Raw genomic sequence first — 14,333 nt, 5'->3', positions numbered from 1 at the left:
AAGGAGCGCTTTATATGGCAAAAAGTAATGGACTTAGTAGATTAGAAAGATTTTGGTTTATTACCATCATGTTAATCGGTACTTTCACCATGTCGATTAGTCAGTCATCACTATCGACGGCTTATCCCACATTGATGAAGTACTTTGATATTTCAGCATCAACAGTTCAATGGTTAACAACTGGCTTTATGATCATCATGTGTATCATGATGCCGATTAGTCCTTGGCTTTTGAACAACATGAGTTTTAAGAAACTCTTTATGGGAGTTTTACTGATGTTTGATCTAGGGACGTTAATCATTTTAATTAGTAATAGTTTTACGTGGGTGCTGATTGGAAGAGCATTAGAAGCAATTGCCGTTGGAATTTTGTTTCCATCGTATCAAACTGTTTTACTAAATATCACACCGGAAGATGATCGAGGAACAATCATGGGAGTTGCCGGACTGGTTATGGGTTCAGCTCTGGCGTGTGGACCAATCATTTCGGGAATCGTTTTGAAGTTTACCACTTGGCGTGGTTTGTTTGATGTCTTCATTGTGATTATCACTGCTGTATTCCTGATTTCATTCTTTGTGATGAAAGACGTTATGCCACGAATTAAATCAAAGTTAGATTGGCTTTCAATCATCTATTCATTTGGTTTGATTGGGATCTTGTATGTAATTAGTGAAATTGCTAAACCAAACAATAACTATGGAATGCTTTTACTCATCCTGATTATTAGTATCGTTTTGATTGCGTTGTTTGTTTTCCGTCAGTTTAGAATTAGCAATCCACTATTGAACCTGAACGTTTTAAAGACGTTTAACTATGATTTGGCGGTACTCTTAACCGGATTCTCATACATTTCATTGATTGTAGTTACCATTATCTTCCCGTTGTATTATCAACAGGTATTGGGAGTATCACCATTCATTTCCGGGATGGCACTAGTTCCTGGAGCTGTTTTCTTAAGTATCTTGAACCCAATCACGGGTACGATTGTTGATAAAATTGGATTTAAGCCAGTTATGTTAACAGGAATGTTGATGATTGTGCTGGGCTGGGCCATTTTAGCCTTTTTCCCAATTTACAATATCTGGGGCATGATGATCTTGGCAATGCTAATTGAGGGTGGAAATGCCTTTGTCATGATGCCTGCGGTTACGCTTGGGGCCGATTCACTGCCAGAAGATTTGATTTCTTATGGAACGGCTTTAATTACGACGGTCAGACAGGTACTTGGGTCAACTGGAGTTGCGGTTGCAACGATTGTATTGGTTAGAGCAACTGGATTCTTCAAACTCAGTATGCCGGCAATGCCAGCTCAGGTTAATGGATTCCACATGGTTTACTGGGTCTTCTTGGTAATTGCGGTCATCGGATTATTGTTTGCGGTTATGATTAGAACGCCAAAAAAAGATCAAAAATAAATTAAAAACGTATTTTAGGTGGAAATCAAATGATTTCCATCTTTTTTTGGTTAATTATAAATTAATTTCACAATATAATGCCAAAACTACTGAAATTAATGGATTTGCAATCGTGATGTAATCATTTGGTATTAATCCTAATCTATCATAGAAAGTGTATGATGATTGTAAAATAATGCACAATAAATTAATAAAGGAGCTGGTAAGATGTTCAAAGGATTAATCAGAGGTGTAACAGTAGCGATTGCGTCGTTAGGTTTATTTGGTGTTGTAAACATCGCCACTAACCAAAATCGAGTATCCGCAAATAAAGTCCATTTTTCAAACGTTAAGCGGGTTGCTACTAGTGAGCTTGGTAAATCATATTCGTACGGTGCAGTCGGACCTAACAGTTTTGATTGCTCTGGCTTTACTCAGTATGTCATGGAAAATGGTGCTAATCGTAATATTGTAAGAACCGCACAGGCTCAATACGATGCTTATAAGCATGTTAGAAAGAGTAAAATCAAAAAAGGTGACTTAGTCTTCTTTGGTTCAAGTAAAAGTGACATTTACCACGTTGGGATTGCTTTAAACAAACATCAAATGATTGATGCGCAAAATCGTGGAGTGGTGATTGAGCCAATCCACGCCCCGTGGTGGCATTTAGTGGGGGTTTCGCGTCCAGTTTCATTTACTAAGAAAACAGTTTAAAGTCCCGTTAGGTTTTAATGAGCCTGACGGCTTTTTTGACTTCTCCAACTTTGCTGATTACTATGTAGGCAAATGTTGAAGGGAGTGCATTTCAAGTGCTAAGAAAAGACGAGCCATTTTTACCAATTACATCAAGAAAGGAACTTCGTGACTGGTTTGCTGAAAATTGCAAGAGAGAAGATTGTCTGTGGGTTCCAGTCAGCATGAGTAAAACCAGTGAAGAAAAGATGTTTTATTTGGATATCGTCGAAGAGGCACTGTGTTTTGGCTGGGTCGATGGTTTGCATAAAAGTTCGGATGAAACGGGACTAGCACAACGATTGACTCCTCGAAAGGAAAACAGTAACTGGACCGAGCTCAACAAGGAGCGGGCTCGAAGACTAATTAAACTAGGTTTAATGACTGAAGAAGGCAAACGAGTGTTACCAGATTTGTCTCCTAAATCGTTTAAGATTATTCAGCCCGTTAAACGTGCCTTAAAACGTGATCCGAAAGTATGGGATAACTTTAACCATTTTCCCGATTTGTACCAACGAGTTCGCGTTGATGGTGTTCAGTCCCGCTTGAAATTTAGTAAACCCCAATCATATAAACATCGGTTACGTAAGCTAGTAAAGAAGACGAGAGTCAATGAGATGTATGGTGGTTGGTGTGATGATGGAAGATTGTTGCATTATTAATTTCTTAATTATTAATAATAAATGAATCTTTCCATACTTTTGAATATTGCTGATTAATTTGTTTTGCTGTAAGAATATTGTTATCAAATGTAGAAAATGAATTATCTGGAACAGTTATCTTAAATCCCAAATGAAATCCTACTTTGATGGTAGTATCAACACAATACTCAGTTTGTGCACCACATGCTTCAATTGTATCCACTGATTGACTGTTTAAAAATGATTCTAAACCAGTTTCATAAAATGAATCAGGAACATACTTATTAAAGTATCTGTCCTGAGGTAGGTTATTAATATTGTGATTAAGCTGCCATTCTTCACTGTTAATGTGCATTGATTCACTAATATGTTGCATAAAAATGATTGGTGAACTATGTTTTCGGTAGTAGTTTATTCTTTTGTTTATATTGTTTATAATTGAGTCCACATTATATATATTTTTTAGACCTTCTTGCATATCAATTATTAATAGTGTTTTCATAATTTCATCTCTCAAACAAATAATTTACATCATTGTACAACGATTATTTGAAATAGGTATATTGTAGAATTCTTTTTGTTTGTGTAATATATAAATATGTAAGTAGATATTAAAACAAGATGATAAAGGAATTCAAATGCCTAAAAAATATTTAACCAGTGGGACACGTACCAGTCATACGTATCAGTTTTATAAGGAACGCAGAAATGATCCAAGTTGGCGGAAAGATTACTTAGAGGTTAAATCAAAACGAAGACGTAATTTTCTGATGAAATTAGTTTCAGGGGTTGTGATTGTATTGATTGGGTTCTTTCTATTTAACCATTATGCTGGTGCTTTAATAAGTAGAATACAAAATGAGTTTAGACGGAATTCTTCATCAATAATTTCAAATCGAACTTTCAATCAACATAATTCAGCACAAATAACTCCTAAATCTTCTCAAGCAAAAACAGAAGCAACTCCAGCAGATGGTGACAATAATCAGGCTGAGAATGATGTTAAGCAAACAAGCACTTTGACAGAACCAATTGCTAAACAAATATTAGAGAAAGAAACACCTTATTTTCAAAATACGACTACTAATAAAATTAGTTATTGGAATTATGGTGGTAAACTATCTGGAGATCAGACGGGATATTGGTTTATAACTCAAAACGCTACTAGTGATATTGGATTAGAGGGGACCGTTAAAGATAATGGGGACGGAACTGCTCACATATCAGAAAACGTTGTTTCAAAAGCAACCGGTCCACATTCTTCAAATTTAGAAAAAGATGTGACAATTCCACGTTAAGCTTATAAAACACAAAAAAGCGAACCAATCAATTTAATGACTGGTTCGCTTTTAATTATGGAGGCGGCGGGATTTGAACCCGCGTCCGAGCATATTGCCTCCTGAACGTCTACATTCGTAGGCTAATCATTTGAAGTTCACTGTACAATCCGCAATTAGTCAATGCTAGCATGCACAGCTAATCTGATTAATCTCTTCATACTACTTCAGATGGGAGCAGTAAGCGTATCCTATTAAAGGTAGGACCTAGGACTGATCCATAGGAAAAATCAGCTAGATCTACGTCAAGCGCTTATTAGGCAGCTACGGCGTAAGAATTGTTATTATTTTTTGCAGTTATAATTAAACTGAGCGATTTGACGCATCGTCGTACGGAATGCAATTCAGGCTCAAACTATACCCGTCGAATCCATAACGCCCCCGACAGACACATTATTACTATACCATGATATCTGCCTAATTTACAGTGATTTAGATCAGGTTAAAATGCTTCAGTCCGTTGACAATTCCATGGTCGGTATTTTTGGTGGTAATGAATTCACCATGTGGTTTGACATTTGGAAGTCCATTACCCATTACGACCGGATGATCAACGTAGTCTAACATTGGGATGTCGTTATTACCGTCTCCAAACGCGTATGTTGGGATTCCAGTTAGTCCAGCAGTGTTTATTAATTGCTTGATTCCAGTAGCCTTAGAAACGTCATGAACGACCACATCAATTGAATAGGGCGAATTACGGTAAAAGGTTAGGACATCTCCAAAGTTTTCTACGTAGTCAGTATCCAGATCAGTATTGGTAACCACCATCATGTTAATAGGATTTTCGTGCCAATACTTTTTTGTGACAATGGTCGGAAGTGGAGCGTGGACGTGTTCAAAGGCTTTAACTGCCAATTCATCGTGATTGGTAATGGCACCACGTTTTTGGTTCAGTAAAACTAATGTATTATCGTGTTTTTCAACAAAGTTGTACAAACGATCAATGATTTTGGGGTTGATTGTATTAGAAAAGACTTCTTGGTTTCTTAACATTCCAAAATCACCGTTTGCGGCTACCACGGAATCAATCTTGGTTTTCTCTAACGTATCTCTGATTTCAAAAAGATTCCTTCCGGTTGAGATTACCGGAAGGCCACCGTGTTTTCTGATTTCATCCATTGCGTTTGCAACTTCATCGTTCACCTTTGAATGTTCATCAAACAAGGTCCTATCTAAGTCAAAAAATACTAAATATTTATACATAATCGAATCTCCTTTGCTTATTATTTTAACATATGACCTACTTTGCAATCCTACTAATTAATCGTGATTACATGTACAATGAGATAGGAAGCGATTTTTAGAGGAGAATAAAATAATATGAAAAAAGTTGAAATAACCGGTAAAGCCGTCAAAAAGTTTGAGGGCGGTTATCCACAAATTAGTGAAAAAGATTTAGTTAACGAAGCGGATTTTAGCAACGGCGAGGTCGTGGCTTTAATTAAAGGAGATCATTTCGTTGCCAGTGCGTACTTTGGCAAACAAGCTGGGGGAATCGGTTGGATTTTGGATCGTAAGGAAAATCAATCTATTGACGATCGTTTCTTTGGTCATTTATTTAGTCAGGCCTTCAGTAAACGGATTTTACTTCAAGATGAAGGCATTGATATTCATCGCCTGTTTAACGGACAAGGAGACGGTTTGGCCGGAATTACAATTGACAGCTACGATGGTCAAGACGTGATTACCTGGGAAAATGCTGGAATTTACCAATTACGAAATCAATTGATTCCAATCATTGTTAATCAATTGGGGAGTTACCAGAATTTATACGAGTATCAGCAGTTTGAACATGGTTCTGAAATCAAGTCAGTTGAAAACGCTAGTCCCGATCCTGTAGGCTCGGCCAATGTCTTGGAGGGTGAAGTAACGTATCCAATTAGTTTACAGAACGCCAAAACGACAGGATTAGACATCATTTATCGCGATGTAAGACAGGACGTTTTTGATCAATCACAAGATAAAGTTGGTCTAAATTTATTTTATGAGGGAACCGGAGTTGCTAGTGCCATGATTGGTGGTGGTAGCGTTAAGACCGTTAATGTTGACGATAGTAATCGTGCTAAATCTCAATTGATTAATGAAATTGATGCTAATGGATACATGATCGGTGCCCAAGAGGTCAGAAAAATGAGTGTCTTTGGGTACTTAGATTATGCGCAAAAACATGATTTGAAGTTTGACTTAATCACCGTTAACGTGCCTGTCTTTGTTAGAGATAAAAAGAATCGGTTTGAGATTAAGCGTGACTTACAAGCTCTCGTTAGTGCGGTAAGTCAAGTTGCTAGTAAGGATGCGTCCGTCTTCTTTACCACAGATACCAATAAAATGAATTCGAAAAGGTTTCGGTCTGAAATCTCGGATGCATTTGCCGCAAACGGTGTTAACGTTAATTTTGGAAAAACTTACTCTAACCCAAATGATTTTCCGATTGACCATGATTATGAACGTGAGGGATCGTTTAAAGGGATCAATGTGCGGATTAAATAAGAACTAATATAATAAAATTAACAGAGCAAAAACATCATTATGTAATTAATTTTTGTTGTATAATGTAAGCGATATTATAGAAAGTGGGGATAGTGTAATGGCTTATTTGAAATTTGATGATTCTAAGTTAAGCAAGTTTGTACATCCGGATGAGTTGCCTGAGATTCAAGCGATGGTGACTGCAGCGGATAAAGAGTTAAGGGATGGCACTGGTGCTGGAAATGATTTCCGGGATTGGTTAGATCTTCCAGAAAATTATGACAAAGATGAGTTCGCAAGGATTCAAAAAGCAGCTGACAAAATCAAGTCTGATTCAAAAGTTTTAGTTGTGATTGGAATTGGTGGTTCATACTTAGGTGCTAAGATGGCCGTTGATTTTCTGAATGGTACTTTTTACAACTCTGAACCTGATGACAAGCGTCGTGGTGTCAAGGTTGTCTTTGCGGGTAATTCACTCAGTGCTCCATATATTCATGATTTATTGAACTACATCGGTGACGATGACTTTTCAATTAACATCATTTCTAAGTCTGGAACAACCACTGAACCAGCAATTGCTTTCCGAATTTTCAAGGAAAAGTTAGTTAAAAAGTATGGTGAAGATGAAGCTAACAAACGAATCTATGCTACTACTGATGCTCATCGAGGTGCTTTGAAACAAGAAGCTGACGCTAACGGCTACGAAACCTTCGTAATTCCAGATGGTGTTGGTGGACGTTACTCAGTTCTTACCCCAGTTGGTTTATTACCAATTGCTGCTACCGGTGCTGACATTAGTCAATTAATGAAGGGTGCACTTGATTCTTCCAAAGAATACACCAATCCAGATGTTAATAAAAACGATGCCTATCGTTACGCTGCGTTGAGAAATATCCTTTACAGAAAGGGTTATACCACTGAATTACTCGAAAACTACGAACCAAACATGAGAATGTTCTCAGAATGGTGGAAGCAGTTAATGGGTGAGTCAGAAGGAAAAGACCAAAAGGGAATTTATCCATCATCAGCTAACTTTACAACTGATCTTCATTCATTAGGTCAATACATTCAAGAGGGGTTACGTGATCTGATTGAAACGGTTGTTAAATTAGATAAGCCTGATGACGATATTGCGATTCCAAAGGAAGAGTCAAACCTTGATGGTCTTAAATACCTTCAAGATGACACGGTTAACGAAGTTAATACCAAAGCCTATGAAGGGGTTGTTTTAGCTCATACCGATGGTGGGGTTCCAGTTATGACCGTTCATATTCCTGATCAATCAGAATATTCACTAGGTTACTTAATTTACTTCTTTGAAGTTGCGGTTGCTATTTCTGGTTACCTAAATGGCATTAATCCATTCAATCAACCAGGCGTTGAAGCATACAAGAATAATATGTACGCATTATTAGGTAAACCTGGTTACGAAGAATTAACCAAGAAACTGGATGCAGAATTAAAAAAGGAAAACAATAACTAAATAGACAAAAAGAACGGATTCAGTTGAATCCGTTCTTTTTATATGGTCAATGATTTGATTGTAATAAGAGGGTTATTCCCATTTTCCTTCAAGAGTACGTAGCTTCTTAATTAAGCGTTGTTGTGCTCTTTCAAGATCATTCATTTGATCATCAACGTGACGGTTTTTGTCCATTCCACGTTTATCATCTCGAGTCGGCTTAGCAACCTTAGTATCACGTAAGTTATTGGTCTGATTTTCATTTTCAATCAACTCTTTCACAACGTCCATTCGTTCGTTGTAATTAGATAATAAATCAGCGTTGAATTTATCTGAGTTTTCTTTTTGGAACTTTTCTTGATCCTTGATTAATTTTTTAAGTTCTTTTTCTTTTGAGTGTGCATCCATATTGTCATACCTCCAATATAAAAAGAATAGCACTAATGCTGTTTCAATAGCAATCTAATTTTATAAATAAAAATGGTCTTCCGATTAATCGGAAGACCATTTATTAGTTTAGATATTATTTGTCAGTATCTTTACGTCTGAAACCAAGTACTGCGGCAAGAGCAACCATGATAGAACCAATGGCACTCATAAGTAGTGTGCTTGCTTGACCAGTTTGCGGCAAGATGTGGCCATTCTTTTGGTCATTGTTTTTAACTGCAGAAGCTTGACCGTTATCCTTAGTAGCAATGTGTGAAGTTGTCTTATCATCATTGTTTACCTTAGCAGCAGTTTCTTTGTTTGAAGCATTCTTGTCAGAAACTTCTTTGTTTGAAACAACCTTAGCAGAAGTCTTCTTGTTAAGAGCTGCCTTTTGGTCAGTTGACTTCTTTGAAGCGTTCAAATCAACTGTGTTCTTCTTAGCAGTAGTGTCATTTGACAAGTTACTTACTTGTTCTTTAGGTGCTGCTGGAGTTTGTTGAACATTTTGTTGAACGTTAGGAGTCGTCTTTGAAGTTTTAACAGTCTCGTTAGTGTTGGCACTAGTATTTGATGATGCCTTTGTTGGTTGAACATTCAAGTTAACCGTCTTAGTGTTATTTTGTGATACAACACTAGTAGTTTGTTGTTTGCCATTTGAAGCAGTTGGAGTTGGTGTAACACTAGCTGATTTCTTAACATTGTTCAATTGAGTAGTAGGGACATTAGCTCTCAAGTTGTAAGTGTATGCTCTGTTATTAGCAGGTCTTGCAGCTGGAGTGCTTACGTTTTGTTGAACGTAGTTAACTCTTGGAGTATATGAATTGTTGTTAGTGTTTTGGCTTGGTGTGTAAGTACTTGCGCTTCCACCGTTAAATCCGTTAACACGTCCGAATAATACGGTACCAGGGAAGTAGCTTAGTGAATCGTTGTAAATAACACCACGGTTTTGAGCATCAAGCATTAAACCGTTACCTAAGTAAATTCCAACGTGGTAAAGATCTCCACCGTTAGAGAAGAATACTAAATCACCTTTTTGAGCCTGGCTACGTGAAATGTGTTGTGTAGCAGGGTATTGACTGTAAGTAGTTCTTGGAAGACTGTATCCAGCCTTGCCAAATACGTATTGAACGAATCCAGAGCAATCAAATCCAGCTGGTGTACTGCCACCCCAAACATATGGAGTTCCAACATATTGTCTACCAATGTTAACTACTTGATCGGCATTAGTATTTTGAGCTCTAAAGCTGACATTTTGAACTCTAAAGTTAGTTGCGGCTGCACGAGCAGCACTTAATTGAACGTTTGAGTAAGAATGAGCTGCTGGGGTAACATTGTTGTTTTGAGTGTTAGTCTTAACAGTTTCAGTCTTAGCTGATTGTGCAGGGGTAGTAGTGTTAGCATCAGCTTGTTTTGCATTGTTGTTTGAAACGGGTGCTTGCTTAGCAGGTGATTGTTGAGTAGTTTCAGATTTAGTAGCTGGGGTTACATTATTTTCAGCTTTTTCAGTATTTACTGATTGTGCTTGTGTAGTAGCTTCGGCTTTAACTGAATCGTTGTTAGTAGTCTTTTGGTCAGCGTTGTTGTTTTGCTTGTTATCTGCTTTAGCAGAAACAGCGTTGTCTAAATTATTAACGTTAACATCAGTTTTAGCTGATTGTGCAGGAGTAACAGCTTCTGCAACCTTGTTTTCAATCTTGTTTGGTGTAACAGTTGATGTTTGGTTATCGTTTTTAACGGCATCATTGTTAGCATCATTTTGATTGTTTTCAGCTACTTGATTATTATCAGTAGTTGCTGATTGATCGTTAGTAGTTGTAGCTTTTGTTGCATCATTAGTGGTGTTGTTTACATCATTGTTTGAAGCAACATTAGTTTGAGTAGTGGCATCTTTAGTAGCATTAGCATCGTTTGTTTGATTATCAACGTTAGTGTTAACTTTTGCTGCGCTCTTAGATGAGTCATTTTTAATAGTGCCGTTATCTTTCTTGGCACTTTGAGTAGCTTGTGCGTTATTTCCTAAGGCGTCAGCGTTAACAACGCTACTGGTAGTTAGAAGGCCACCGGCAACCATTGTAGTTGCAAGGGCAGCAAACATCCATCTCTTACCAGCTTTGTACATTTTATAGTGTAATTTATCATTATTCATATATTTAATTTCCTCCTTTGGAATATATAAACAATAACATCAAAACTATGTGAAAAAAAGAGTTAAACTCAAGCGTAACTATAATGATATAGTGCGAAACATTCAGGAAATAGTTTGTTAAACTAGTAATGTTTCAGTAACATTGGTGTAATATGACTGTGCTACTTACAAAATATAACCAGACTGCTTGACCACGACGTTATGTGACAGTTAGTAATGATTTATATGGAGGCAGTATTCATGCACAAAATAAAAGATTTAGCTGTCATGACGGGCATTACAGCTCGTATCCTTTAATACTATGGGTGAATAGATTTGTTGATCGTTGAACGAGATTTAGAATCTAGTTATTGAAGATATAATTTTACTGATGTTTTAAGACTACAGTTGATTTTGTTTTACAAAAGTTTTGGTTTTGACTTAAAAGAAATTAAAAAAATTATGAACAATCAAGATTTTAGTTTTCACAATGCATTAATAAATCAAAGAGAAATATTATCCGAAAAACAGCAACATTTGAATCAATTAATTAAAACTATTGATGGAACAATTGAGGAATTGAATGGAGGTATTAAAATGAAAGATACAGATAAATTAGCACTTTTTAAATAGGGGCAATTAGATAAGAATGAAAAGCAATTTGGAAAAGAAATTCGTAATAATTATGGAGAAGAAACAGTTAAGCAATTTAATGAGAAGTATTTAAACTTATTTGCCGTTGATTTTCAAAATATACAAGAAATGGAAAATCGAATGATTGGTTTATTAAAACAATCATTAAGGGATAAAAATACTGATTATAAAAAATACTGATTATAATGGAAGAAAAATTTACAAATTACACAAAAAGTGTTTGCAATATACATGGCCAAATTATTCTATAGAAGCTCATCAAGGACTGTTTAAAATTTATTTAAATGATGGCCGGTTTCAAAAATATTACGATAATAAAGCGGGAACTGGTGCCACAGAAATTTTGGTTCAATCAATTCAAAAATATGCAAAGTAATGATCCTAACCCTAAAGACGTTTTATTAAACACTGATTAACCGAATTGTTCAATGTTTGGTAGAATTAGTGTAAATACATTTAAGGGGGGATTATGATGGCATATGGAAACTTAGACTATTATTATGCAATATTAGGATTGCCCACAACAGCAGACAAACAAGAAGTTGACCGAGCTTATCGCAAATTGGCTAAGAAGTATCATCCTGATGTTAATCATTCTCCTGATGCTGCCTCCAAGTTCAAAGAAATTACCAGTGCGTATGAAATTATTAAAGAAAATAATTATAGTTCTGGATCATATGCAGGATCAAGTCAGTCTAGTTATGAATCACATTCTAATGAGTCTAACGCTAACAATGATTCTTATCAGCAAAACACTAATTACAATTATTCTAATTACCAGCAACAAAATCAAAATCATGAACCTTATCATTTTACTGAAGCTGACATTGGTAAGGTAATTTTCTGGATTGCAATCGCAATTTCGATTGCGACGGTAGTGATTGTCATTAAGGTCTTACCTCTTAGTATTACTTATGCGGTTTTGATTGTGTGTGGAATTTTGTATTACTTCTATCAGAAAAAGTGATTAATTATAAAGATCGAGCATTGTAATGCCTGGTCTTTATTTTTATTAATTAAGTTTTTATGGTAATAAAAACTTACATGAAAAAATTCTTTGTGGTAGATTAATCATTGCTGAAAAATTAGGAGGTTAAGTATGCCAAAGGATTTTAAGGAAGAATTATTGTTTACTGGATTAATGGCAGGTATGATGGTGATCGTGATGGAAGCCTATAACATTGCACTCGGGAGTGGGGTTGATTCCACTTTTGTTAAAAGTGTGTTAATGGGTTATCCATTTGCGTTAGTTATTGCGGCTGTTTGTGATTTACTTTTTGTGGGACCACTTGCAAAAGGAATCTTTTTCAAATTTATTTTTACTGAAAAAATGGAAGAGAAGCCACTTTTGATTTCTTTAGGAATTTCAATTTTGATGGTTTTAGGGATGGTAACTTGCATGTCAATTTTCGGAATTGTAGTTGAAGGCGGATTTTCTAGTCTTAATCTAGCAACGTTTGGGATGACATGGATTAGAAACTTGATTTTGGCTCTGCCATTACAACTTCTGATCGTTGGACCAATTGCTAGAATGGTTTTAAGTAAGGTTCAAGAAATCAGGAATTAGAATCAATTCAATAAAAAAGAACCATTTCAATAGTTATTGAAATGGTTCTTTTAGTATTTATAGTTGAGTATACTGGGCTCGAACCAGTAAATTGCGGATTCAGAGTCCGCTGCCTTACCAATTTGGCGAATACTCAATATTTGAACAACTAATATACTACAATTCTTTATGGACAGTTGTCAACAGAAAATTTTGCATTACTTTGTTGACAGACCGGTTTAAATTGGGTAAACTATGTAATTGTTCAGTTTATTGCCCGTTGGTCAAACTGGTTTAAGACGTCGCCCTCTCAAGGCGGAGCTATGAGTTCAAGTCTCATACGGGTAATTGATATAAGCTTCTAAACATTGGTTTAGAGGCTTTTTATTTTGTATTGGTCTCCATTTGGTCTCTTTAGTTGATTTTATCGAGTAATTTCTGCGTTTTCTCTGCTTCATCGTTCTCCTTAGTTTTGAGGAGATGTGCGTAAACATCTTGGGTAATTCCAATGTTTTTATGGCCAAGTCGTTTGGATACATATTGGATTGAAACATTTTGACTTAAAAGATAACTTGCATGGGTATGTCTCAGTCCGTGAAAAGATACTCGTTTAATGCCTAATTTTTTTGCATAGTATTTCATAGATTTATTAATACTCGAATTAGAAATAAAATTATTCATGCGTCCAAGGAAAACAAAATTGTTTTTATTTTTCAAATGATTTCTCAACAAGAATTCATTTTGGACTTTTTTATCTTTTTTAAATAAGTCAATCAATGAGTTGTTAATTTTGATAGTACGCATTGAACTAGCGTTTTTGGTTTTTTGAAATTCCTTATCAACTTGACTGTATGATTTATTAACCGTTAGTGTCTGATCATTCCAATTGATATTGTCCCATGTTAAGCCAATTATTTCTTCATACCTTAATCCTGTTAATAGGGCAGTTGCTACCATAGCCTTTGAAACATCTTCAATATTTCTAAAATTCAAGCAATAATCTAGTAGCTTTTCCATGTCTTCCGCTTCAAGATATTTCATTGAACTATCTTTTTCCGGACGACCACTTAATTCGATTCCATCTGTAAAATTCTCATTGATTAAATGAATTTGCACAGCACGTGTAATTGCTGTTCTAGTTTGTCGATGGATTTTCCGGACAGAGTTAATGCTTTGATTTTTACCCATTTCATTGATGAATTTTTGGTACGAGAAATAACTTATTTTTTGCAGTGGGGTATCTTTCCAGTATCGTTGCAAATATCTCTCAGTGGCCAAATAACGTCTTTTGGTTGCTTTTGATGAAGACGGCTCTTTAAAAGTTTTGTACCAATCATCAAAATACTCAACTAAAGTTTGATTGCTTTTCTCAATGAATTGGTCGTTATTCAAATTACTTTCTTGATCAGTTGCCCATTTCTGAGCCTCACGTTTAGTTTTAAACGTCTTACTTGCCGCATGTCTTTTATGCATTTGGTCTTGATAGTAGACTCTTGCACGCCATTTTTCTCCACGTTTTTGAAAAGTTGCCATTATTATTT

16 protein-coding genes, 2 tRNA genes and 1 other RNA gene are annotated in these 14,333 nt (G+C 35.9%); 12 read left to right on the top strand and 7 right to left on the bottom strand.

Annotated elements, in window-relative coordinates:
* The first annotated feature begins 14 nt into the window (after window positions 1-14).
* The 3 genes from AC6UDF_RS05700 (at window position 15) to AC6UDF_RS05690 (ending at window position 2,788) form a co-directional block, all read left to right on the top strand.
* Complete coding sequence (locus AC6UDF_RS05700; RefSeq protein ID WP_500694328.1) at window positions 15-1,415, top strand: DHA2 family efflux MFS transporter permease subunit; 1,401 nt, start codon at window positions 15-17, stop codon at window positions 1,413-1,415.
* Window positions 1,416-1,622: 207 nt separating this feature from the next.
* The gene (locus AC6UDF_RS05695; protein ID WP_500696040.1) at window positions 1,623-2,108 is read left to right on the top strand and encodes a C40 family peptidase; all 486 of its coding nucleotides are present in this window, start codon (window positions 1,623-1,625) and stop codon (window positions 2,106-2,108) included.
* A 95-nt stretch (window positions 2,109-2,203) separates the two neighbouring features.
* On the top strand, window positions 2,204-2,788 hold the full coding sequence (locus AC6UDF_RS05690; protein WP_500694330.1) for a YdeI/OmpD-associated family protein: 585 nt from the start codon (window positions 2,204-2,206) through the stop codon (window positions 2,786-2,788).
* A 4-nt stretch (window positions 2,789-2,792) separates the two neighbouring features.
* Here the strand turns inward: AC6UDF_RS05690 and AC6UDF_RS05685 are convergent, their stop codons facing one another.
* Window positions 2,793-3,269 carry an isochorismatase family protein gene (locus tag AC6UDF_RS05685; RefSeq protein WP_500724013.1) on the bottom strand — a complete coding sequence of 159 codons (477 nt, stop codon included), beginning with the start codon at window positions 3,267-3,269 and terminating at the stop codon, window positions 2,793-2,795.
* 136 nt (window positions 3,270-3,405) lie between these two features.
* On the opposite strand from AC6UDF_RS05685, the gene AC6UDF_RS05680 reads away from it, so the two are divergent.
* Complete coding sequence (locus AC6UDF_RS05680; protein ID WP_500724011.1) at window positions 3,406-4,065, top strand: hypothetical protein; 660 nt, start codon at window positions 3,406-3,408, stop codon at window positions 4,063-4,065.
* A gap of 55 nt (window positions 4,066-4,120) precedes the next feature.
* Here the strand turns inward: AC6UDF_RS05680 and ssrA are convergent.
* Both ssrA and AC6UDF_RS05670 read right to left on the bottom strand, forming a co-directional pair.
* Window positions 4,121-4,487: a transfer-messenger RNA gene (gene ssrA, locus AC6UDF_RS05675) on the bottom strand.
* 49 nt (window positions 4,488-4,536) lie between these two features.
* Window positions 4,537-5,310, bottom strand: a complete 774-nt coding sequence (locus AC6UDF_RS05670) for a Cof-type HAD-IIB family hydrolase (RefSeq protein ID WP_500694333.1) — start codon at window positions 5,308-5,310, stop codon at window positions 4,537-4,539.
* Window positions 5,311-5,427: 117 nt separating this feature from the next.
* Here AC6UDF_RS05670 and AC6UDF_RS05665 point away from each other — a divergent pair, with 117 nt between their 5' ends.
* A complete protein-coding gene (locus AC6UDF_RS05665) occupies window positions 5,428-6,597 on the top strand; it encodes a class I SAM-dependent methyltransferase (protein WP_500694334.1) in 1,170 nt (389 codons plus the stop codon).
* Between the two features lie 97 nt (window positions 6,598-6,694).
* Window positions 6,695-8,059, top strand: coding sequence for a glucose-6-phosphate isomerase (locus AC6UDF_RS05660; protein WP_500694335.1), 1,365 nt, complete (start codon window positions 6,695-6,697; stop codon window positions 8,057-8,059).
* Between the two features lie 72 nt (window positions 8,060-8,131).
* Here the strand turns inward: AC6UDF_RS05660 and AC6UDF_RS05655 are convergent, their stop codons facing one another.
* Together AC6UDF_RS05655 and AC6UDF_RS05650 are read right to left on the bottom strand one after the other, a co-directional pair.
* Window positions 8,132-8,446, bottom strand: coding sequence for a hypothetical protein (locus tag AC6UDF_RS05655; RefSeq protein ID WP_500694336.1), 315 nt, complete (start codon window positions 8,444-8,446; stop codon window positions 8,132-8,134).
* 115 nt (window positions 8,447-8,561) lie between these two features.
* Window positions 8,562-10,613 (bottom strand): NlpC/P60 family protein, encoded by a 2,052-nt coding sequence (locus tag AC6UDF_RS05650; RefSeq protein ID WP_500694337.1) that lies wholly within the window; start codon window positions 10,611-10,613, stop codon window positions 8,562-8,564.
* A gap of 387 nt (window positions 10,614-11,000) precedes the next feature.
* Here AC6UDF_RS05650 and AC6UDF_RS05645 point away from each other — a divergent pair, with 387 nt between their 5' ends.
* From AC6UDF_RS05645 to AC6UDF_RS05625, 5 genes are all read left to right on the top strand, one after another.
* Window positions 11,001-11,225: a MerR family DNA-binding protein gene (locus AC6UDF_RS05645; RefSeq protein ID WP_500694338.1), complete on the top strand. Its 225-nt coding sequence runs from the start codon at window positions 11,001-11,003 to the stop codon at window positions 11,223-11,225.
* Between the two features lie 39 nt (window positions 11,226-11,264).
* A complete protein-coding gene (locus AC6UDF_RS05640) occupies window positions 11,265-11,426 on the top strand; it encodes a hypothetical protein (protein WP_500694421.1) in 162 nt (53 codons plus the stop codon).
* A complete protein-coding gene (locus AC6UDF_RS05635; protein ID WP_500709641.1) occupies window positions 11,398-11,622 on the top strand; it encodes a TipAS antibiotic-recognition domain-containing protein in 225 nt (74 codons plus the stop codon). The genes AC6UDF_RS05640 and AC6UDF_RS05635 overlap by 29 nt, the downstream gene beginning before the upstream one ends.
* Before the next feature lie 96 nt (window positions 11,623-11,718).
* Window positions 11,719-12,213 (top strand): DnaJ domain-containing protein, encoded by a 495-nt coding sequence (locus AC6UDF_RS05630; protein ID WP_500694339.1) that lies wholly within the window; start codon window positions 11,719-11,721, stop codon window positions 12,211-12,213.
* A 132-nt stretch (window positions 12,214-12,345) separates the two neighbouring features.
* The gene (locus AC6UDF_RS05625; RefSeq protein ID WP_500694340.1) at window positions 12,346-12,813 is read left to right on the top strand and encodes a DUF2798 domain-containing protein; all 468 of its coding nucleotides are present in this window, start codon (window positions 12,346-12,348) and stop codon (window positions 12,811-12,813) included.
* A gap of 63 nt (window positions 12,814-12,876) precedes the next feature.
* Here AC6UDF_RS05625 and AC6UDF_RS05620 read toward each other — a convergent pair.
* Window positions 12,877-12,949, bottom strand: a tRNA-Gln gene (locus AC6UDF_RS05620).
* Between the two features lie 117 nt (window positions 12,950-13,066).
* Here AC6UDF_RS05620 and AC6UDF_RS05615 point away from each other — a divergent pair.
* Window positions 13,067-13,140: transfer RNA gene (locus tag AC6UDF_RS05615), tRNA-Glu, on the top strand.
* A 66-nt stretch (window positions 13,141-13,206) separates the two neighbouring features.
* Here the strand turns inward: AC6UDF_RS05615 and AC6UDF_RS05610 are convergent.
* Window positions 13,207-14,325, bottom strand: coding sequence for a tyrosine-type recombinase/integrase (locus tag AC6UDF_RS05610; RefSeq protein WP_500706924.1), 1,119 nt, complete (start codon window positions 14,323-14,325; stop codon window positions 13,207-13,209).
* Window positions 14,326-14,333: the final 8 nt, after the last annotated feature.

The sequence above is a fragment of the Fructilactobacillus sp. X2R6C1 genome (assembly GCF_059901295.1).
This window is presented reverse-complemented; position numbering and strand designations above follow the sequence as displayed.